Consider the following 21,665-nt stretch of genomic DNA (forward strand, 5'->3'; position numbering starts at 1 on the left):
CGGTAGCGCCGATGGTAGTGTGGCATTCGCCATGCGAGAGTAGGACACTGCCAGGCACCCAATACAAGAAACCCCGCTCATCGAGCGGGGTTTTTTATTGCCTGCAATTCAGCATGTCGCCTGATAATTGCCCCGTTTTATTCCTCTTCCTTTGAATTCCTCGTCTTCCCCGTCTGTTTCACTCATAAAAAATGGCCCAGAAAGCGTAAAATAGCGCTTTATCTGGTCGGAGATAGCCCATGTTTTGTCCAAAATGTGGCGGTCAAACCCTGCAGAGTGTCAGTCCCAAAGAGTTTCGCTGTGGCTGCGGTTTTCATTTTTTCCAGAATGTGGCGACGGCGGTGATGGTGGCGCTTTGCTGGCAGGATGAGGTGCTGGTAGCGGTGCGTGCCCGCAATCCGGGCAAGGGGTTGCTGGATCTGCCTGGCGGATTTGTCGACCCCGGCGAGTCGCTGGAGGGGGCACTTGTGCGCGAGTTGCAGGAGGAGTTGGGGTTCGATATGGTCGGTCAGCCATGCCGTTATCTTGGCTCGTTCGCCAATACCTATCCCTATGACGGCATCACCTATCACACCTGTGACACCTTCTTTGCCATCAAGCTGAGCGAAAAAGCGGTCATCCAGCCAGCTGACGATGTCGCCGCCTGTCACTGGCTGAAGATCCGCGATATCCCCTTGCCCCGCTTTGCTTTCGAGTCGACGCGCACAGCTATGGCGCGGTTGCAGCAATCCTCTTTGCAAGCCTGATCCCTGCTGATGACGATGGGGATTGGCAGCGACCATCCCTGTCTCATCCTTGTCCGCTTTTGTCCCGCAGACGCCATTCGTCAGACGGTGAGTGGTATAGTCTGCAGTGGATCCGGATTCAAGGAGCATATCGTGAAGAAGATAGTTCTCATCTTGCTCGGCATCGCCGTGGCGGCCTTGCTGGCCATAGTGACGTTGATAAGCCTTATCGACCCCAATCAATTCAAGCCCCAACTAGCTGAACAGGTGCGCAAGAGCACGGGCCGGGAGCTGGTGATGGCGGGGGAGATTGACTGGCGTTTCTGGCCGAGTCTCGGCCTCTCGCTGGAGAAGGTGGCTCTGCGCAATCCGGCCGGTTTTGCCGAGCCGGATCTCGTTCGTTTCGGACAGGGGGAGGCCTCGGTAGCCCTGTTGCCGCTGCTCTCCCATCGACTGGAGATCGGCAAGGTGACCCTGAGTGGCGCCCATCTCTTTATCCAGACCAAGGCGGATGGCAGCTCCAATCTGAGCGGACTGATCAAAGATGCCGCTGCTGATGCAAGCGGACCGGTCATCCCCGCAACTCCTGCGCCAACCGCTGATAGCAAGCCCTGGCAGATCAGCTTGCAGGGTGTCGCGCTCTCCCAGGCCAGTGCGCTGGTACAGGATGATCGCAGCGGCACCTCGCTGCGACTGGATCGCCTCGATCTCGATATGGGGCAGCTGGCCACCGATCAGTGGGTACCCGTGACGCTGGCCGCCAAGGGGAGTGCCGACAAGCTCGCTTTCGACGTTAAAGGGCAGACCCAGATCAAGCTGGCGCAGGAGGTGATGGCCAGTGAACTGAAAGACTTGAGCCTCAGTGGCAGCCTGAGTGATCCGTCCCTGCGACTCGACAGTTTCTCCATCAAGGGAGACCGACTGGCCCTTGGTGAGTGGAGCAACCTCACGTTGGCGCTGAAGGGGACCAAGGGTGAGGGGCAGCAAGCTTCACTGGCTGGCTCGCTGGAAGGAACGCTCAAGGGACGGCTCGATAAAGAGATGAAGCTGGCCGAGCTCTCCGATGTGCTGCTGACGGCAGCGCTGGAAGGTGATGCGCTGCCGCGCCCGCAGATGAAGCTGAAACTGGCCGGGTTTGCCCGTGCCGAGCTCGACAAGCAGTTGATTACCCTGAGCAAGCTGGTGATGAGTGCCGATGAGGCGCTGTTGAGTGGTGATGGAACCGTGCAGCTTGGCGCTGTTCCCTCGATCAGCTTCGATCTCAAGGGGGAGAAGCTGGATCTCGACAAATGGCTCGCCAAATCGGCACCGACCACGACCGCACTGGCGAAAGAGGACAAACCGGCGGCCAGTGCTTCCAATACCGCTGCAAGTGACAATAAAGCGGTAACCGGCAAGAGCGAAGCCCTCTCCGCGGTTGAACCGGATCTGGGCGCGCTCAAGGGACTGGATCTGGATGGCCGCTTGCAACTTGGCAGCCTGCGTCTGAAAGGGCTGGATCTCGGCGCAGTCGATCTGCAGGTGGCTCTGGCCAAGGGACTGCTGACGCTCAAACAGTTCAGCGCGACCGTGGCTGGCGGTCAGGTAAACGCGAAAGGAGTTCTCGATGCACGCCAGCAACCCGCCACCTACAAGGTGCACAATCAGGTGGCCGGGGTGAACATTCGTCCCTTGCTGCAGACTCTGGCCCAGAGCGATCTGCTGGAGGGCAGGGGCGATCTCGATGTGCAGGTGCAGGGGCGCGGTCTCTCTGCGTTGGCACTGCGCAACGGGATGCGGGGAAAGGTCACCTTGAAGCTGAGCGATGGCGCCCTGCATGGCATCAACCTGCCGGAGATGATCCGCGAGGCGCGGGCCACCCTCAACGGCAAGGGGGCCGAGCAGGTGAAGGAGGCGCGCAAGACCGACTTCAGCGCCCTGACCGCCAGCTTCCAGATTGCCGACGGTATCGCCCGCAGTAGCGACATCCAGCTCTTTGCCCCAGCCTTGCGGGTCAAGGGTGAAGGGCAGACGGCGCTGGTGCCGGAGAGCCTCGACTTCCTGTTCCTCACCTCCATTGTCGAGAGCAGCAAGGGGCAGGGGGGCAAGGATGTGGATGAGCTCAAAGAGATCACCATTCCGGTGCGGATCGGCGGTCACTGGCAAGCCCCCAGCTATCAGCTCGACGTGAAGGCACTGCTCAGCAACAACAAATTGCTGGAGGAGAAGGCCCGCAAGGAGGCCGAACGCGGCCTCAAGAAGCTGCTGGGTGGCAAGGCCGACAACGATGCCGTCAAAGGGGTAGCCGACCAGCTGCTCAAGGGACTGTTCAAATAGGTGACGGTTCATATGGGTTGGCGGGAGCCGCGCCAATGCCGTTAGCGGTTGACCGGATGTCAGTGCCATTGAAAAATGGCGCTGACATTTTTTATGGCGCAGTGATCTGCTGTGTCTTCATCCGGAGTCATCTCGAGTTGAATCCATGCGCCTGATCCTGCTGCTCTGCTCCCTGATCTGCTACGGCATGGCGTATCCCGTGCTGGCCGGGCCGCTGGCGGATCGCTTGGCTGGCGAGCTGGCCAGGCAGGCTCCCGAACAGGCGCTGCCTATTGACGAGGTGCGAGCCTTGGCTCGCCTCGAAGGCAACCGTCTGATCCTCACCCTGAGCAGTGCGAGTGCTGGCGAGCTGGTGTGGCCGCGGGTTCCGGCAGGGGGGCTAGGCGCTGGCGCTGCGCCATCCGGGTCAGCAACCGGCCGATTTCGCTGCCCGGCACGCACTGGCGGCCAGACAACTGGGCGATGCGCTCAACGAGCCAGAGAGCTGGGGCGATGGCAGCTCGGCCAAGATGATCGCCGCGCTCAAGCAGGCTGGACTAACAAAACTCTGGCTGGGTCTGCCCCAGTGGACGGCGGGCTTTGCCGCGCCGCAGGGGATTGAATTTGCCAAAGCGGCGGGCTATCTCATCGCCCCTTACGACTCCTACGATACTGCGCTGCCGGAGGGGAATCGGCAGCAGAGCTGGCTCACCGCCCAGATGGGGCAGGATATTTACCTGCGCTGCGGCATCATGCAGGAGAACGGGCGGCGCAAGAGCGGCTTTCAAAACAGCGGCGTCTACACCAATCAGGCCTGTGTGCGCCCGGTGATGGAGCGGCGAGTGCCCAAATTGCAGCAGGCGAGCCACTACAACAGCTGGTTCCTCGATGTGGCGGCGACCGGCATGGTGTTTGACGACTTCGACCCGGCCAAGCCAACCAGTCAGGCGCAGGATGCGGACAACCGGATGGCAGGGATGGCGTGGATTGCCAAGAGTCAGGGTGTGCTGGTGGGCTCCGAGGAGGGCGGCGCGGTTGCCAACCGCACCGCGGCCTTTGCCCACGGCCCCCAAACCAGCGGCTTTGGCTGGCAGGATCCCGATATGCGCCGCAACAAGCGCTCTCCCTACTATCTGGGTGCCTGGTATCCCGACTATCAGCCCGCGTTCTTCTTTCGCCAGAGCCATCTAAAACCTGAGTATCAGGGGCTCTACTTCGATCCGGCGCTGCGGTTGCCTCTGTTCCAGAGCGTCTTTCACGACAGCATAGTGACTACCCATCACTGGACGATGGACAGCCTCAAATTCAGGGAGAGCCGTCAGGTAACCGAGCTGTTGCAGCAGCTCTACAACGTGCCGCCGCTGCTCAACCTCAGTCTGGATAGTGCCAGCGCGCGCATTCCCTACCTCAAGGGACTCGATGCCTTCTTCCGCCCGTTGCATGAGCGGCTCTACAACCAGCCGCTCATCGGTTTTCGCTGGCTCGATAAAAGAGGTGTGGTGCAGCAGAGCGAGTTTGCCGATGGCACTCGACTGATTGCCAACTTCGGCCCGGCCACCGAGCTGGCAGGGATAAAACTGGCCGCTCAAAGCGTGTTGGCGCTGTTGCCCGATGGCAGCCAGCAGCAGTTTGTCTCGCAACCGGATGGCGCCCGCTAATCTGGCGTTCTGGCTTTTATTTCATCAGAGGATGATGTGGCAGAACTTTTTATGTATAGATGAAAGTTCTACAAAATAAACGAGAGGCAGCTCTGATGATTGAGAGTAAAGTGATTAGAGAGGTAAACCATCCGGCGTGGCCGCTGGTCTGGCAGATCTATGGCGAGAGTTTTCCCCGCTACGAGCAGCGCCAGTCACAGCATCAGCCACAGAAGATGCGGGCTCCTCGCTATCACTGCCAAATCTTTTATCAGGACGGCCTGCTGCTCGGTTTCATCTTCTGGTGGGCGTGCGGTGAGCAGATCTATATCGAGCATCTGGCCATCAATCCGGCGCTGCGCGGCCGCAATTACGGTAGCCGCCTGCTGGCCGAATTTTGCGAGCGGGCTGGCAAAACCGTCATTCTCGAGATCGATCCGCCAGAGGATGAGATTGCCATTCGCCGTTTGCGCTTCTATCAGGGACTGGGCTTTTGTCTCAACGACTATGCCCATCTCCACCCACCCTATCATCCCGACTACGAGGGTCATGCACTACGGGTGTTGAGCTATCCGAAGCTCCTTGAGGAAGAGGCCTATCAGCGTTTCAACCAGATGCTGGTGGAGACGGTGATGGATCACGGCTGAGCAACCGTAAGGATGCTGATTTGCCGATAAGAGCTGGGCCCGCCTGAAGCAATTCAGGCGGGCCCTTTTTCATTGCTGCTGGCGGTAATTACTCCCCCAGCAGCTTGTGCCAGACGGCGAGCACATGGCTGCGTTCGTTTTGCAGCTGATCGTCGCTCACCTTGCGGGAGATCTCCGAGAGGTTGAGGCGATGGCCGAGGTTGCGGATCTCCAGATAGGCCTGCTTCAGTCCCTCCGCCTGCTCCAGGGTCAGCACCCCCGCCATCACGCACTCGTCGAAGATGCGCACGTTATCGGACCAGCGGGTGAGGGCATCGGGCTCGCCGCAGGCGTGGGCCAACACCAGATACTGGGCGATAAACTCGATATCCACCATGCCGCCGGGGGACTGCTTGAGGTCGAACTCGCCAGCCCCCGCTTTCAGCAGGTGATCCCGCATCTTGTGGCGCATCTCGCGCACCTCGCGGGCCAGAGTCGGCAGCTCCCGCTCCCTGGCCAGCACATCGCGGCGGATGCGGGCAAACTCGGCAACGATGGCATCATCGCCATAGATGGGGCGGGCCCGCACCAGCGCCTGATGCTCCCAGGTCCACGCCTCGTTTTGCTGGTACTGCTCGTAGGCCGACAGCGACGAGACCAGCAGGCCGGAGTCGCCGGAGGGGCGCAGCCGCATATCGATCTCGTAGAGAATACCGGAGGGGGTGCGGGTGCTGAACAGGTGCAGGATCCGCTGGGCGAGGCGCAGGTAGAACTGGCGGCTGTCGATGGGCTTGCGGCCATCGGTGTAGCTGTTGGGGTCGCCGCCGTGCAGGAACACCAGATCGAGATCCGAGCCGTAACCGAGCTCGATACCGCCCAGCTTGCCATAGGCCACCACCGCAAAGCCGCGCTGGCCGCTTAACGCCACCTCGGGCGGCACCCCGTAGCGTTCGCTCATCTGGGCCCACGCCTGATTGACCACCTCTTCGGTGATCGCCTCCGCGAGCCAGGTGAGGTGGTCGCTCACCTTCATCAGCGGCAGGGCGCCGGCGATGTCGGCCGCCACGATGCGCAGCAGCTGCACCTGTTTGAACTGACGCAGCGCCTCCATCTGCTGCTCCACGTCCTCTTCGGGGATGCGCAGCAGGAACTGGCGCAGCTGGGGCTTGTACTGATCGAGCGGGGTGGGGTGATAGAGGTGCTGGGGATCGAGCAGCTCGTCCAGCAAAATCGGGTAGCGGGCCAGCTGCTCGCTCACCAGATGGCTGGCGTCGCACAGCCGCACCAGCTGACGCAGGGCGCCCGGGTTCTCCGCCAGCAGCTGCAGATAGGCGCTGCGGGTGAAGATGCGGGTCAGCAGCTCGCATACCCGCTCGAACAGCCGGGCGGGCTGCTCGCTGGCGACCACCAGCCGCAGCAGCTCCGGCATCAGCCAGTCCAGCGCGATGCGCCCCTGCGGGCCCACCTGACGGCGCTTGTACTCCTCCTTGAAACGCAGCAGGGCGGCGCAGAGCGGGACGGGCTCGGCCACTCCCTGTGCGGTCAGCAGTTTTTCCAGCTCGGCGGCGTCGAGCTCGGTGCGCCAGAGATCGAGCCAGAGCTGCTCCAGATGGGCGGGGGCCTCCTTCTCTTCCCCCACCACGGCGGCGAACTCCTGATGGACGGCGGCCATCTCCTCATCCAGATAAGCCATAAAGGTACCCCAGTCGGCAAAGCCGAGGGCGGCGATCAGCCGCTGGCGATCCCGCTCCTCGGTGGGCAGGGTCTGGGTCTGTTGATCGCCGATCTCCTGCAGAATGTTTTCGACCCGGCGCAGGAAGCGATAGGCCGTCAGCAAGCGGTCGCAATGGGCGGATTCGAGGGCGCCACATTGGGCGATGGCGGCCAGCGCTTCCGGCAGGTGACGCACCCGCAGTGCTGGTTCACGACCGCCGCGAATAAGTTGCAGCGCCTGGGCGATAAACTCCACCTCGCGAATGCCGCCAGCCCCCAGCTTGATGTTGCCCTCCAACCCCTTGCGGCGCACCTCGGCGGCGATCATCGCCTTCATCTGGCGCAGGCCGTCGATGACGCCGAAGTCGATATAGCGGCGGAACACGAAGGGGCGCAGCATCTCGGCCAGCTCGACCGCGTGCTCGCATTGGGGGCCCAGTACCCGCGCCTTGACCATGGCGTAGCGCTCCCAGTTGCGACCGTGGTGCTGGTAGTAATCCTCCATGGCGGCGAAGGAGATGGCGAGCGGCCCCGCATCGCCAAAGGGGCGCAGTCGCATATCGACCCGGAACACCTGACCATCCTGGGTGGGCTGGTGGAGGGCGTTGATGATGCGCTGACCGAGCTTGATAAAGAACTGCTGGTTGGCGAGCTCGCGCCGCCCGCCGACCGTGTAGCCGTTCTCGGGGAAGGTGAAGATAAGGTCGATGTCCGAGGAGAAGTTGAGCTCGCCGCCCCCGAGCTTGCCCATGCCGAGAATGAGCAGCGGCTGCGGGTTACCGTTGCCGTCCATCGGGGTGCCCAGCTCGCCGCACTGTTTAGCGTAGAGCCAGTCGCGGGCCGCGCAGATGAGCGCATCCGCCAGCTTGGTGAGGTGGATAAAGCTCTCTTCTACTGTCGCGTGGCCCAGCAGCTCGCGCCAGGCGATCACCAGCATGCGGCTGCGGCGGAACTGGCGCAGGATGCGCTTGAGCGCCTCTTCATCACTCACCTCGGCGAGCAGGGAGGTGAGGTCACTCTGGTAGGCGGGCCAGCGTTCGACCCGCTCCAGATCCCCGGAGGTGAGCAGCTCGGTCAGCAACTCCGGCTGTTTGAAGAGAGAGTCGGCGACAAAATCGGAGAGACCGAGCAGGGTCAGCAGGGTTTGGCGCACCGGCTCGGGCTGATTGCCATAGTCGGGGGCCAGTTCAGTCAGCCGTTGCCACTGGCGCTGGGCCTGTTCTTGCAGCAAGGGGGAGAGGGCAGAGAAAGAGGGGGAATGCTGGGCCACGATTGCCGTCCTTGTGGTTCACGACAGCGGGTTAACGACACGAGGTTAACAACGCTGCCGGTTCAAAATGGTGGCTGCCAATCTAGCACTGTCAGGCCCCCGCGTCACAGCGCAGGGGCGAGAAGCATGATCCGGCAAGGAAAATGGGTTGCTGGTGGGGATATGAAGAAAGGCCCCGCAGGGCCTTTATGTCTATTCGCAGTGGTCACGCGAGCTTGAAGGACTGGATCTGGCTGTCGAGCTCCTTGCTGTGCTGCTCGACCAGCTCGGAGGCCTCTTGCAGTTCACGCAGCACTACGACGGAGCCTTCGGCGATCTGCTTGACCTGCTCCAGATTGCCGCGCATCTCTTCGGCGACCGAGCTCTGTTGCTCGGAGGCGGCGGCGATGTGGCGGTTCATGTCGGCGACACCCTGTACCCGCTGCACTATGGTGGCGAGCTGGGTACCGGCCTGGGTCACCTGTTCCACCCCCTTGTCGGCCTGCTGTACGCTTTGGGCCATCAGCTCGCCAGCCTGATGGGCATTGCCCTGCAGCTGTTCGATCATCTTCTGGATCTCGACGGTGGCGGCTTGAGCCCGGTTGGCCAGCTCGCGCACTTCGGAGGCCACCACGGCAAAGCCACGACCCGCTTCACCGGCGCGAGCCGCTTCGATGGCCGCGTTCAGTGCCAGCAGGTTGGTCTGTTCCGAGATGCCGCGAATGGTGTCGACCACAGAGCCAATGCGCTCGACCCCCTGCTCCACCTCGTTGACCACGGTGGCGGAGCGCTGGATGTTGCCGGAGAGGGTGTCTATGGTGCTGACGGTATCGGCGACGCAGCGGCTCCCCTCTTCCGCCAGTTGGCTGGTTTCGGCGGTGGCGTGAGAGGCTTGATCCGCATGGGCGGCCACTTCGCGAATGGCGCCGACCATCTGGCTCATGGCGCTGGCCAGCTGTTCGATCTGGGTGAACTCTTCGTTGATCGCTTCGTTGGCCTCTTCCATGCAAAGGGTCACCTGGGAGGCGATGTCGTTGAGCTCCTTGCAGGCGGCGCGCTGGTTGCCAAATACCTCTTTGAGATTCTCCTGCGAGTGGGAGACCGCCTTGGCGATGTCACCGAATTCGTCACGAGACTTGAGCAGTACCTTGTGGCTGAGGTCCCGCTTGGCGAAGCGCTCCAGCAGGCCCACCAGATAGTGCACCTGCTTGACCATCAGGCGGGAGCCGGTGAGCAGCAGGATCACGAACAGCAGCCCCATGATGGCGGTCTCCATCAGACCGGTCCAGAGCAGGCGATTGGAGATCGCATCCGCCTTGGCGGGATCGAGCCCTTCGCTGAGCAGGGTCGCTTCCAGATTGTTGGCATCGAACCAGAGTTTTGTCAGTAGCAGGAGGGTACTGAACACCATCAGCAGCACCACTTTGGGTACCAACCGGATGTTGCTCATTCTTTTCTCCAGCAGGTTCAGCTGCATTGTCATTCTCCTTTTAAAAGCCGTTTTTTCCTTTGCCCTCAGGACTATCGGCATTATCTTCTCTTTTATTAATTTGCACTGTGCTTAAAGTTGGAAAATGTATGCGACATCACTTAACTCATCTGCGGGCGATGGATCTGCTGATGGCATTTCTGTCGATTATCTCGGTTGTGCTGGTGACGGCCCGCTGGTGGGGCCATGAGAGCCTGACACCACAGACTCTGCAGCTCTTCTATGACCTCGACAGTCTGATCTGCTACTTCTTCCTCGCGCACTTTGCTTATGGCTGGATCCGGGCCTCCGATCGCAAGGCCTATTTCAAGGCCAACTGGATCTATCTGCCGGGTAGCCTGCCGATGGCGGAGCAGTTGCGCTGGGCGCGGTTGATCCAGCTTTGGCGGGTCTATCAGCTGTTCAAGGAGCACCCGGATCTCTGGGCCATGTTCCGTCGCGAGCGCAACGAGACCACTCTCTCCGGCATCCTGTTTCTGTTCTTCCTGCTGCTGGGGGTGGGCTCCGGCGTCATGTACTGGATTGAGTCAGGCCAGCCCGGCAGCCAGATTGAGACACCCTATGACGCATTCTGGTGGACGCTGGTGACCCTCTCGACAGTGGGTTACGGCGATCTGGTGCCCAAGACCGAGGAGGGGCGGTTTGTCGCCAGCCTGCTGATCCTGTTCGGGGTCGGTCTGTTCGGTGCCATCAGCGGTTTTATGGCCAGCCTGTTTTTGCAGCCCAACAAGGGGGATGGCGAGACCGACAAGTGGCGTCATCACTACAACAACCAGCAAGAGGAGCTGCTGCGGGAGATCCGCGCCCTGCGCAGCGAGGTGCAGGAGCTGAAAAACAAGTGAGGCCGCAGACGGACAAGTTGCGAGGTGACTCGCAACTCTGCGCTCTTTATCTGGGGGGAGGTGCTTTTTCTTTGCTTGTCCTTTAACCTGCTGGCGGCTTAACATTCAACCTCTTGTCCAAACCTGAAAAAGAGAACCGATCGACCATGCGCGCCCTTCTCGGGATTTTGATCTGCTTGTGTGCCCAACAGGCACTGGCCGATACCCGTTATGTTTCAGACAACATCTTTACCTATATCCACAATGGCCCGGGTACCCAGTACCGGATCCTTGGCAGCGTCAAGGCTGGTGAACCGCTGGAGGTAAAGGCGGTGAACAGCGAGGCCGGTTTCACCCAGGTGGTGGACGGTCGTGGCCGCGAGGGGTGGATCAAGAACAGCGAACTGCAGAGCCAGATCAGCCTGCGCGAGCGTCTGCCCCAGGTGGAAAAAGAGCGCGATGAGCTTAAAGATCGCCTGCAGAACCTCAACGGTGACAACGAGAAACGCTTCACTGAGAAGGATGGCCAGATCGCTGCCCAGAGCAAGGAGATCGCCGCTCTCAAGGCCCAGCTGGTCAGTCAGGGTGAGGAGATGAGCAATCTCAAAGAGCAGAATGATGCCCTGACCCAAAGCTACGACAACCAGGAGCACGACATGCAAATGGACTGGTTTATCCGTGGTGGTGCCATGGTGGGGGCCGGTATTCTGCTTGGCATCCTGCTGCCGATGCTGCCCCGTCGTCGCAGCCGCGGCGATCGCTGGATGAACTGACAGCATCTGGCTGAATGAATTGCTGAGAAGGGTCGCCGTGGCGGCCCTTCTTTTTTTGGGGCGTATTGGGCGGAATGCGTGGCTGCTTTGCGATAGAGAGGCGGCGGCAGATCGTATACAAAATGAAGTCAGATGACCCTCACGCTTGCTGGCGTATTGGCTTCAAAAGGGAATTCATGTGGTGAATGAGCGATCTTTGTTAAAGAGTGGCAACAAATTCATTTCATATAGGGTGCAACATTGTATACATTATCGGCGTTTCGGCGGCGCGTCCGCCTTTGTCGATATCAGCCCTAGGGCGTACAGGAAGACCCCATATGTTCAAAGCTACTCAAGTGCTTGCCGCTGACTATATCCCCTCCGATCTGGCCGCCCTGCGCGAAGCCATCACCCAGAACTACGTGGTGGATGAAAATGCCTATCTGGCCGAACTGTCGGCCATGTTGCCGGGGGATGGCGCCTCGCTGGAGCAGGTGACCCAGCGTGCCCGTACCCTGGTGACCAAGGTGCGCAAGGAGAGCGGCTCCGGTGACGGTATCGACGCCTTCCTGCAGGAGTACAGTCTCGATACCCAGGAGGGGATCATCCTGATGTGTCTGGCCGAGGCGCTGCTGCGCATTCCCGATGCCGAGACCGCCGACGCCTTGATCAAGGACAAGCTCTCCGGCGCCAACTGGTCATCCCATTTCCGCAAGAGCGACTCTACTCTGGTCAACGCCTCCACCTGGGGGCTGATGCTGACCGGCAAGATCATCAAGCTGGACAAGAAGCTCGACGGCAACCCGGCCAACCTGCTGGGGCGCATGGTCAACAAGCTGGGGGAGCCGGTGGTGCGCTCCGCCATGTATGCCGCCATGAAGATCATGGGCAAGCAGTTCGTGCTGGGGCGCGACATGAAAGAGGCGCTCAAGGCGAGCCGCAAATCCCGCGAGCTGGGTTACACCCACACCTACGACATGCTGGGTGAGTCGGCGCTGACCATGCAGGATGCCGATAAATATCTGACCGATTACCGCAACGCCATCGAGGCGGTGGGCAACGAGCGGATCAGCGACGGCGGCCCGGCCCCCTCCATCTCTATCAAGCTTTCGGCGCTCCATCCGCGCTATGACGTGGCCAACCGTGAGCGGGTACTTGGCGAGATGTGCGAGCGGCTAGTGGGGTTGGTGCGGCTGGCCCGCGACAAGGATGTGGCCATCAGCATCGACGCCGAGGAGATGGACAGACTCGAGCTGTCGCTGGACTTGTTCGAGCAGCTCTACCGCTCCGATGCCAACCGCGGCTGGGGCAAGCTCGGCATGGTGGTGCAGGCTTACTCCAAGCGCGCTCTGCCGGTACTCTGCTGGCTCACCGCCCTGGCCCGCGAGCAGGGTGACCTCATTCCGGTGCGCTTGGTAAAAGGCGCCTACTGGGACAGCGAACTGAAATATGCCCAGCAGGCGGGCCTGCCCGGCTATCCGCTGTTTACCCGCAAGGCGGGCACCGATATCTCCTACCTCGCCTGCGCCCGCTACCTGCTAAGCGAGCCGACTCGCGGCTTTATCGTCCCCCAGTTTGCCACCCACAATGCCAATACCGTGGTCAGCATTCTGGAGATGGCTGGCGATCGCCAGTTTGAATTCCAGCGCCTGCACGGCATGGGCGAGGAGCTGCACAACGCCGTGCTGAACGACAATCCTGGTCTGCACTGCCGCATCTACGCGCCGGTCGGCGCCCACAAGGACTTGCTACCCTATCTGGTGCGCCGCCTGCTGGAGAACGGGGCCAACACCTCCTTCGTCCACAAGCTGGTGGATCCCAACACCCCGGTGGATTCGCTGGCCGAGCACCCGCTGCGCACCCTCAAGCGCTACTCCGGCTTTGCCAACGACCGCATTCCGCAGCCGGTGAACCTGTTCACCGACCGCAAGAACTCCAGCGGCGTCAACATGAACATCCTCTCCATCCAGCGCCCTTTCTTCGCCCGCTTGAAAGAGCTGGAGAGCAAGCAGTGGCTGGCCGGCCCCATCGTCGATGGCGAGACCCTCAAGCGCAGCGAGGCACGAACCGTGCTGAGCCCGCAGGATGTGAGCCTCACCGTCGGCAAGATCCACTGGGCCGACGAGCAGGCGGTGGAGCAGGCCTTGGCATCTGCCCACGCCGCCTTCCCGCGCTGGCGTGAAACCCCGGTGAGCGAGCGTGCTGCCGCGCTGGAGAAGCTGGCGGATCTGCTGGAGGCGAACCGCGAGCAGTTTGTCTCCCTCTGTACCCGCGAGGCGGGCAAGCTGCTGCAAGATGGCATCGACGAGGTGCGTGAAGCGGTCGATTTCTGCCGCTACTACGCGGTGCAGGCCCGCAGCCTGATGGGGCAGGCGACCCTGCTGCCCGGCTACACCGGCGAGCAGAACGAGCTATTCCTGCAGGGGCGCGGGGTGTTTGTCTGCATCAGCCCGTGGAACTTCCCGCTGGCGATCTTCCTCGGCCAAATCGCAGCTGCGCTGGCCACCGGCAACACCGTCATCGCCAAACCGGCGGAGCAGACCGGCCTTATCGCCCATCTGGCGGTGACTCTGGCCCATCAAGCTGGTATTCCGGGCGACGTGCTGCAACTGCTGCCCGGTGATGGTGCTACAGTCGGCGCCAAGTTGACGGCGGATCCGCGCATCGGCGGCGTCTGCTTCACCGGCTCCACCGAGACCGCCAAGTTGATCAACATCACCCTGGCCCAGCGCGATGGCGCCATCTTGCCGCTCATCGCCGAAACCGGCGGTCAGAACGCCATGATCGTCGACTCCACCGCGCTGCCGGAGCAGGTGGTGCGCGACGTGGTAAGCGCCGCCTTCCAGAGCGCCGGTCAGCGCTGCTCGGCCCTGCGGGTGCTCTACCTGCAGGAGGAGATCGCAGAGCGGGTGCTGGAGATCCTCACCGGCGCCATGCAGGAGCTGAAAGTGGGCAACCCGGCCGAGCACAACACCGACGTCGGCCCGGTGATCGATGCCGATGCCAAGGCGGGGCTGGATGCCCATTTGGCCCGGATGATCCCGCGAGCTCGCCTGATAGCCCAGGCGCCGATGCCCGCCGCGACCATGGAGGGACACTTCGTTCAGCCGACCGCGCTGGAGATCGGCTCCATCCGCGAGCTGGCCAAGGAGCAGTTCGGCCCCATCCTGCACGTGGTGCGCTACGCCACTCGGGATCTGGACAAGGTGATCAGCGACATCAACGGCACCGGCTATGGACTGACGCTGGGGATCCACAGCCGCAACGAATCCCACGCCGAGGAGCTGGCGAGCCGCATCAATGTGGGCAACGTCTACATCAACCGCAACCAGATCGGCGCCATGGTCGGGGTGCAGCCGTTCGGCGGCCAGGGGCTCTCCGGCACCGGCCCCAAGGCGGGTGGCCCCCACTATCTCGGGCGGTTTGTTACCGAGAAGACCCGCACCATCAACACCACTGCTGTGGGCGGCAACGCCTCCCTGTTGGCGATGGGCGATGCCTGATCCGCGTCGATAGAGGCCGGATACGGGATACCGGATAACAACGGGCCGCCTTTGGGCGGCCTCTTTATTTGCGCCATCCGTTTTTTACGAATGGGACAATCGGCCACTGCGGGGTCGTCAGCGACCCGTGCTGGTCGTAAGATGGGAGCCATTCGCATGGCGTTTGCTCCTTGGTCGGCCAGCCGTGGTCAGGGTTTTGTTTTAACGAGAGTGTTTATCTGATGTCATTAACCGAACAAGCCCGCTGGTTCGTGCTGGGGGGCGATCATCTGGTACTGCTCTATCAGCAGGGTCAGGTGCCACAGGGTAGTAAAGCGTGCCTGCCCGCAGCGCTGGCTGACGCCCCTTTCGAGCGTTTCGACGAGTGGCAGGGGCTGCCCTGCTATCTGCTCGATCTGGGGGCTGAGGCCGACACGACTATGATGGCCCCCCTGCGCCAGTTGATGGTAGCGGGGGATGAAGAGGGCTTTCGTCTCGCTGGCCGCGCCTGGCAGCTCGCCACCTTCCGCCGCACCCATCGTTTCTGCGGCGAGTGCGGCGCCCCCATGACCCCGAAGGCGGGGGAGTGGGCGCAGGTGTGCCACCACGGACACACGGCCTATCCGCGCATTTCACCTTGCATTATCGTGGCGGTGCGCAAGGGGCCGGAGATCCTGCTGGCGGCCCATCGCCGTCACTATCAGGCGGACGATCCCATGTATACCGTGCTGGCCGGCTTTGTGGAGGCGGGAGAGAATCTTGAGCAGTGCGTGGCGCGGGAGGTGTTCGAGGAGAGCGGCATCCGGGTGCGCAATGTGCGCTATGTGGCGAGCCAGCCCTGGCCCTTCCCCCACAGCCTGATGATGGGCTTTACCGCCGACTACGAGAGCGGCGAGATCCGGGTGCAGGATGACGAACTGGTGGCCGCCGATTTCTTTACCGCCGACCGCTTGCCGCGTTTGCCACCTCACGGCACCATCGCCCGGCGGCTGATCGAGTTGTCACTGGCTGGCGAGGGGTAACGAGGCGCTTATCTTTTCGCCAATCTTTTTGCACTTCTTGTTACAAGCGGGGCGGTCAGGTTTGCGCCCCTTCACATCTTTGCAACCGCGCGTCCATTTGCCACGTTTTGGGCAGTCCGATCCGGTGGGCAAAGTGGTATTATGGCCGCCATTTTATGCGTGATACGAACTCAGGAACTGGGATGAAAGAGCTGAAGAACGATCGATACCTGCGCGCTTTGCTGCGTCAGGACGTGGACATGACCCCGGTATGGATGATGCGCCAGGCTGGCCGTTATCTGCCGGAATACAAGGCGACTCGCGCCCAGGCGGGGGATTTCATGTCTCTGTGCCGCAATGCCGAGCTGGCCTGTGAAGTCACCCTGCAGCCGCTGCGCCGCTACCCGCTCGATGCCGCCATCCTCTTCTCCGACATCCTGACCGTGCCCGATGCCATGGGGCTCGGTCTCTACTTCGAGCAGGGTGAAGGCCCGCGTTTCGAGCGTCCGATCACCTCCATGGCCGACGTGCAGGCGCTGCCCATTCCGGATCCGGAAGATGAGCTGGGCTACGTGATGAATGCGGTGCGCACCATCCGCCGCGAGCTGAAGGGTGAAGTGCCGCTCATCGGCTTCTCCGGCAGCCCATGGACTCTGGCCACCTACATGGTGGAGGGGGGCAGCTCCAAGGCGTTCACCAAGATCAAGCAGATGATGTACGCAGAGCCGCAAACCCTGCACCTGCTGCTCGACAAGCTGGCCGACAGCGTGATTGCCTATCTCAACGCCCAGATCAAGGCGGGTGCCCAGGCGGTCATGGTGTTCGACACTTGGGGAGGCGTGCTCACCCCGCGCGATTACCGCGATTTCTCCCTGCAGTACATGCACAAGATTGTCGATGGCCTGATCCGCGAGCACGACGGTCGCCGTGTGCCGGTCACCCTGTTCACCAAGAACGGCGGTCAGTGGCTGGAGCAGATTGCCGCCACCGGTTGCGATGCGCTGGGTCTGGACTGGACCACCGACATCGCCGACGCCAAGCGTCGGGTCGGCGACAAGGTGGCGCTGCAGGGCAACATGGATCCCTCCATGCTCTACGCCACTCCAGCTCGCATCCGTGAAGAGGTCGCCTCCATTCTGGCCGGTTTCGGTCACGGCAATGGCCACGTCTTCAACCTCGGCCACGGCATCCATCAGGATGTGAACCCGGAACATGCCGGTGTGTTCGTCAACGCGGTACACGAGCTCTCAGCCCAGTACCACGGTCGCTAAGGCCGGGGCGAGAGAAGAAGAGTTTGTTTGATATCCGGGGCCGTCAGGCCCCGTTTTACATTAAAAAATGGCGCTGCGACGACGAGAGCGTGGCGGCCGTGCAGGAGGCAAGATGAGCAGCAAGTCACTGGATTGGGGTATCGATCTTGGCGGTACCAAGTGTGAATGTGTGGTGCTGGATGGCGACGAGGTGCTGCTGCGCCATCGCATCCCCACCGAGCGGGCGGGCGGTTATGACCATATGATCGGCCAGATCGCCAAGCTGGTGGATGAGTGTGCCGAGAAGATTGGCCAGTGCCCGGCTGTCATCGGTATGGGCACGCCGGGGGCGCGGGATCCGCAGACCGGCCTGATGAAGAACTGCAACACCACCGAGCTCAACGGCAAGCCGTTCAAGGAGGATCTGGAACGCAAGCTGGGCGTGCCGGTGCTGATCGCCAACGATGCCAACTGCTTCGCGCTGGCAGAAACTCATCTGGGGGCGGTGCGTCAGCACCATCCCGATGCCAAGGTTGTATTCGGCATCATCATGGGCACCGGGGTCGGCTCCGGTATCGTCATCAACGGCCAGATCCTCAACGGCCACCACGGCATCGCCGGTGAGTGGGGCCACAACGTGCTTTCCCCTGATGGCCCCGAGTGCTACTGCGGCAAGCGTGGCTGCGTCGAGACCCTGATCAGCGGCCCGGCGCTGGAGGCTTGGTACGAGGCGAAGGCCAAGCGCCACCTCTCGCTCGCCCAAATCGCGACCGCCACGGCTCACGATCATGTGGCCAGGCTCACCATCGACCGGCTGCACCTGCTGTTTGGTCAGGCGCTGGCCAATGTGGTCAACATTCTCGACCCGGATGTGATCGTCATCGGCGGTGGGGTGGGCAATGTGCAGAGCCTTTACAGCGCCGGGCGGCAGACAATTTTGCCTTTCCTCTTTAATCCCCGCTTCGCAACCCCCATTATTGCTCCTGCCCTGGGTGACAGTGCCGGGGTATTCGGGGCCGCACTGCTGGCCCGCGGTGAATTCAAGGAGGCCCTGCTGTCGTAGCCGGGGCTCCCGGGTGGCCGGTGCGCCGCCCTGTTGCTGGTTCAAGGAAACGGATTCTCGATGATCAAGATTGCCATCAATGGTTACGGGCGGATCGGTCGCAACGTGTTGCGAGCCCTCTATGAAAGCGGGCGCGACAAGACCATCAAGATCGTTGCCATCAACGAGCTGGCGGCCCCCGAGGCCATGGTGCACCTGACCCGTTACGATACCAGTCACGGTCGCTTCCACCATCCGGTGCAACTGGCGGGCAACAGCATGCTGGTGGGGGAGGATCTCATCTCCCTGTTTGCCGAGCGGGATCCGTCAAAGCTGCCGTGGCGGGCGCTGGGGGTGGATGTGGTGCTCGATTGCACCGGGGTGTTTGGCTCGCGGGCCGATGCCGAGCTGCATCTGGCTGCGGGGGCGGGCAAGGTGCTCTTCTCCCACCCGGCGGATGCCGATGTGGATGCCACCGTGGTCTACGGGGTCAACCATCATACCCTCACCGGAGCGGAGCGGATCGTCTCCAACGCCTCCTGTACCACCAACTGCGTGGTGCCGGTGATTGAAACATTGCATCGAGAATTCGAGATAAATTGTGGTACTATTACGACAATTCATTCAGCCATGCATGATCAGCAAGTCATCGATGCCTACCACAGTGACTTGCGCCGAACCCGCGCTGCCAGTCAGTCCATCATTCCGGTGGACACCAAGCTGGCAAAGGGGCTGGAGCGTATCCTGCCCCACTTCGCCGGCAAGTTTGAGGCGATCGCGGTGCGGGTGCCGACCATCAATGTAACAGCGATGGATCTCAGTATTACTGTTCGTAAAAAAGTGACAGTTACTGACGTAAATCAAGCCCTGCAACGGGCATCCAGAGGTACATTACACGGTATTCTGGATTACACGGAAGAACCTCTGGTCTCCGTAGACTTCAATCATGATGCACACTCCTGCATCATTGATGGTACCCAGACCCGGGTGAGCGATGCCAACCTCGTCAAGATGTTGATGTGGTGCGATAACGAATGGGGCTTCGCAAACCGGATGCTGGATACCACCCGGGCCATGATGGCCGCAGGCTGAGCCTGCCCCGGGCGAAAGGTTACTGTTTTTAACATTACCTGGAAAATATAGAGGACTGAATATGTCTGTTATCAAGATGACTGACCTGGATCTGGCGGGTAAACGCGTTCTGATCCGTGCTGACCTGAACGTACCGGTAAAAGACGGCAAGGTCACCTCCGATGCACGTATCGTTGCGACTCTGCCGACCATCAAGCTGGCTCTGGAAAAGGGCGCCAAGCTGATGATCACCTCCCACCTGGGTCGTCCGACCGAGGGTGAATACAACGAAGAATTCTCCTTGGCTCCGGTTGTCAACTATCTGAAAGACGCTCTGTCCTGCCCGGTTCGCCTGGCCAAGGATTACCTGGATGGCGTAGAAGTCGCTGCCGGTGAGCTGGTTGTGCTGGAAAACTGCCGCTTCAACAAAGGCGAGAAGAAGAACACTGAAGAGCTGGCCAAAAAATACGCCGCCCTGTGTGACGTCTTTGTAATGGATGCGTTCGGTACTGCTCACCGCGCCGAAGGTTCCACCTACGGTGTTGCCCAGTTCGCTCCGGTCGCTTGTGCCGGCCCGCTGCTGGCTGGTGAACTGGAAGCGCTGGGCAAAGCCATGCTGAAGCCCGAGCGCCCGATGGTTGCCATCGTTGGCGGCTCCAAGGTCTCCACCAAGCTGACCGTTCTGGAATCCCTCTCCAAAATCGCTGACCAGCTGGTTGTCGGTGGTGGCATCGCCAACACCTTCATCGCTGCTGCCGGTCACAACGTCGGCAAGTCCCTGTGCGAGCACGACCTGATCGACACCGCCAAGAAACTGGCTGCCGAGACCAATATTCCTGTGACCACCGACGTGGTTGTAGGTGCCGAGTTCTCCGAGTCCACTCCGGCCACCATCAAGTCTGTTAACGATGTGACTGACGGCGACATGATCTTCGACATCGGCCCGGATTCTGCCAAGGCCCTGGCTGACATCATCATGAACGCCAAGACCATCCTGTGGAACGGCCCGGTTGGTGTATTCGAGTTCGACCAGTTCGCTGAAGGCACCAAGGTTATCGCTGAAGCCATCGCTGCTTCTCCGGCCTTCTCCATCGCTGGCGGTGGTGACACCCTGGCTGCTATCGACAAGTTCGGCATCGCTGACAAAGTCTCCTACATCTCCACTGGCGGCGGCGCCTTCCTGGAGTTCGTAGAAGGCAAGGTACTGCCGGCTGTTGCGATTCTGGAACAGCGCGCCAAAGCCTAATTGACCCGGAACGGGGGGCAAAAGCCTCCCGTTTCGTTTATCATGTGCCCGCTGTGCCGGTTCATGATGAACCCCCCATTTTTTATTAACGGCATACGAGACAGGACGATTAAACATGTCTAAGAAAATTTTCGACTTCGTAAAACCCGGCGTGATCACTGGTGATGACGTTCAGAAAGTGTTCGCCATCGCTAAAGAGAACGGCTTTGCTCTGCCGGCCGTAAACTGCGTTGGTACCGACTCCGTGAACGCTGTACTGGAAGCTGCCGCCAAGGTTAAAGCGCCGGTTATCGTTCAGTTCTCCAACGGTGGTGCCGTGTTCACCGCCGGTAAGGGTCTGAAGCTGGAAGGTCAGAAAGCTGCCATCCTGGGTGCCATCTCTGGTGCCAAGCACGTTCACGCTGTTGCCGAAGCCTACGGCGTGCCGGTAATCCTGCACACCGACCACGCTGCCAAGAAGCTGCTGCCGTGGATCGACGGTCTGCTGGAAGCGGGCGAGAAGCACTTTGCTGAAACCGGCAAGCCGCTGTTCTCCTCCCACATGCTGGATCTGTCTGAAGAGTCTCTGGAAGAGAACATCGACATCTGCTGCGAGTACCTGACCCGCATGGCCAAGATGAACATGACTCTGGAACTGGAACTGGGTTGCACCGGTGGCGAAGAAGACGGCGTCGACAACAGCCACATGGATCAGTCCGCTCTGTACACCCAGCCGGAAGATGTTGCTTACGCTTACGAGCGTCTGTCCAAGATCAGCCCGCGTTTCACCATCGCTGCCTCCTTCGGTAACGTACACGGTGTATACAAGCCGGGTAACGTCAAGCTGACCCCGTCCATCCTGGACGCTTCCCAGAAGTACGTTTCCGAGAAGTTTGGCGTTCCGGCCAAGTCTCTGGACTTCGTATTCCATGGTGGTTCAGGTTCCACTCTGGAAGAGATCCGCGAGTCCATCTCCTACGGCGTAGTGAAGATGAACATCGACACCGACACCCAGTGGGCAACCTGGGAAGGTCTGCTGAACTTCTACAAGAAGAACGAAGCTTACCTGCAAGGCCAGCTGGGCAACCCGGAAGGCGCCGACAAGCCGAACAAGAAGTACTACGATCCGCGCGTATGGCTGCGTGAAGGTCAGACTTCCATGATCGCTCGTCTGGAGAAAGCATTCTCCGACCTGAACGCCATCGACGTACTGTAATTCGTTACAGCACCTTGATTGCATGAAAAGGCGCCCTTCGGGGCGCCTTTTGCATTTCTGTGATCCGCACC

General features: G+C 61.0%; 16 protein-coding genes. 14 read left to right on the plus strand and 2 right to left on the minus strand.

Annotated features, from left to right (window positions below; all coding sequences use genetic code 11):
* Nucleotides 1-239 precede the first annotated feature (239 nt).
* The 5 genes from LRL22_RS18795 (at nucleotide 240) to LRL22_RS18815 (ending at nucleotide 5,304) form a co-directional block, all read left to right on the plus strand.
* The gene (locus LRL22_RS18795; protein ID WP_270906098.1) at nucleotides 240-746 is read left to right on the plus strand and encodes an NUDIX domain-containing protein; all 507 of its coding nucleotides are present in this window, start codon (nucleotides 240-242) and stop codon (nucleotides 744-746) included.
* Nucleotides 747-878: 132 nt separating this feature from the next.
* A complete protein-coding gene (locus tag LRL22_RS18800) occupies nucleotides 879-3,041 on the plus strand; it encodes an AsmA family protein (RefSeq protein WP_270906099.1) in 2,163 nt (720 codons plus the stop codon).
* Nucleotides 3,042-3,186: 145 nt separating this feature from the next.
* Nucleotides 3,187-3,642 carry a hypothetical protein gene (locus LRL22_RS18805; RefSeq protein WP_270906100.1) on the plus strand — a complete coding sequence of 152 codons (456 nt, stop codon included), beginning with the start codon at nucleotides 3,187-3,189 and terminating at the stop codon, nucleotides 3,640-3,642.
* Nucleotides 3,551-4,678: a glycoside hydrolase gene (locus LRL22_RS18810; RefSeq protein ID WP_270906101.1), complete on the plus strand. Its 1,128-nt coding sequence runs from the start codon at nucleotides 3,551-3,553 to the stop codon at nucleotides 4,676-4,678. Before LRL22_RS18805 ends, LRL22_RS18810 begins: the two co-directional genes overlap by 92 nt.
* Before the next feature lie 95 nt (nucleotides 4,679-4,773).
* Nucleotides 4,774-5,304 carry a GNAT family N-acetyltransferase gene (locus LRL22_RS18815; protein ID WP_270906102.1) on the plus strand — a complete coding sequence of 177 codons (531 nt, stop codon included), beginning with the start codon at nucleotides 4,774-4,776 and terminating at the stop codon, nucleotides 5,302-5,304.
* Between the two features lie 88 nt (nucleotides 5,305-5,392).
* On the opposite strand, the gene glnE is transcribed toward LRL22_RS18815, so the two are convergent.
* A complete protein-coding gene (glnE, locus tag LRL22_RS18820; RefSeq protein ID WP_270906103.1) occupies nucleotides 5,393-8,266 on the minus strand; it encodes a bifunctional [glutamate--ammonia ligase]-adenylyl-L-tyrosine phosphorylase/[glutamate--ammonia-ligase] adenylyltransferase in 2,874 nt (957 codons plus the stop codon).
* A gap of 205 nt (nucleotides 8,267-8,471) precedes the next feature.
* Complete coding sequence (locus LRL22_RS18825; protein WP_005362726.1) at nucleotides 8,472-9,722, minus strand: methyl-accepting chemotaxis protein; 1,251 nt, start codon at nucleotides 9,720-9,722, stop codon at nucleotides 8,472-8,474.
* 101 nt (nucleotides 9,723-9,823) lie between these two features.
* On the opposite strand from LRL22_RS18825, the gene LRL22_RS18830 reads away from it, so the two are divergent.
* The 9 genes from LRL22_RS18830 (at nucleotide 9,824) to fbaA (ending at nucleotide 21,594) form a co-directional block, all read left to right on the plus strand.
* Nucleotides 9,824-10,576 carry a potassium channel family protein gene (locus tag LRL22_RS18830; RefSeq protein ID WP_005354446.1) on the plus strand — a complete coding sequence of 251 codons (753 nt, stop codon included), beginning with the start codon at nucleotides 9,824-9,826 and terminating at the stop codon, nucleotides 10,574-10,576.
* A 146-nt stretch (nucleotides 10,577-10,722) separates the two neighbouring features.
* Nucleotides 10,723-11,328 (plus strand): TIGR04211 family SH3 domain-containing protein, encoded by a 606-nt coding sequence (locus tag LRL22_RS18835; protein ID WP_005335443.1) that lies wholly within the window; start codon nucleotides 10,723-10,725, stop codon nucleotides 11,326-11,328.
* A 317-nt stretch (nucleotides 11,329-11,645) separates the two neighbouring features.
* Nucleotides 11,646-14,810 carry a bifunctional proline dehydrogenase/L-glutamate gamma-semialdehyde dehydrogenase PutA gene (gene putA, locus LRL22_RS18840; RefSeq protein ID WP_270906104.1) on the plus strand — a complete coding sequence of 1,055 codons (3,165 nt, stop codon included), beginning with the start codon at nucleotides 11,646-11,648 and terminating at the stop codon, nucleotides 14,808-14,810.
* A 221-nt stretch (nucleotides 14,811-15,031) separates the two neighbouring features.
* Nucleotides 15,032-15,811, plus strand: coding sequence for an NAD(+) diphosphatase (nudC, locus tag LRL22_RS18845; protein WP_270906105.1), 780 nt, complete (start codon nucleotides 15,032-15,034; stop codon nucleotides 15,809-15,811).
* A 182-nt stretch (nucleotides 15,812-15,993) separates the two neighbouring features.
* Nucleotides 15,994-17,061 carry a uroporphyrinogen decarboxylase gene (gene hemE / locus LRL22_RS18850; RefSeq protein WP_005335440.1) on the plus strand — a complete coding sequence of 356 codons (1,068 nt, stop codon included), beginning with the start codon at nucleotides 15,994-15,996 and terminating at the stop codon, nucleotides 17,059-17,061.
* Between the two features lie 112 nt (nucleotides 17,062-17,173).
* Complete coding sequence (locus tag LRL22_RS18855) at nucleotides 17,174-18,103, plus strand: ROK family protein (RefSeq protein WP_270906106.1); 930 nt, start codon at nucleotides 17,174-17,176, stop codon at nucleotides 18,101-18,103.
* 60 nt (nucleotides 18,104-18,163) lie between these two features.
* Nucleotides 18,164-19,174, plus strand: coding sequence for an erythrose-4-phosphate dehydrogenase (epd, locus tag LRL22_RS18860; RefSeq protein WP_005335438.1), 1,011 nt, complete (start codon nucleotides 18,164-18,166; stop codon nucleotides 19,172-19,174).
* Between the two features lie 61 nt (nucleotides 19,175-19,235).
* Nucleotides 19,236-20,399, plus strand: a complete 1,164-nt coding sequence (locus tag LRL22_RS18865; protein ID WP_005340965.1) for a phosphoglycerate kinase — start codon at nucleotides 19,236-19,238, stop codon at nucleotides 20,397-20,399.
* A gap of 115 nt (nucleotides 20,400-20,514) precedes the next feature.
* Nucleotides 20,515-21,594: a class II fructose-bisphosphate aldolase gene (fbaA, locus tag LRL22_RS18870; RefSeq protein ID WP_005340963.1), complete on the plus strand. Its 1,080-nt coding sequence runs from the start codon at nucleotides 20,515-20,517 to the stop codon at nucleotides 21,592-21,594.
* Nucleotides 21,595-21,665 lie beyond the last annotated feature (71 nt).

Origin of the sequence: Aeromonas sp. PI_26, assembly GCF_027854445.1 — a bacterium.
Taxonomy (GTDB): Bacteria; Pseudomonadota; Gammaproteobacteria; order Enterobacterales; family Aeromonadaceae; genus Aeromonas; species Aeromonas veronii.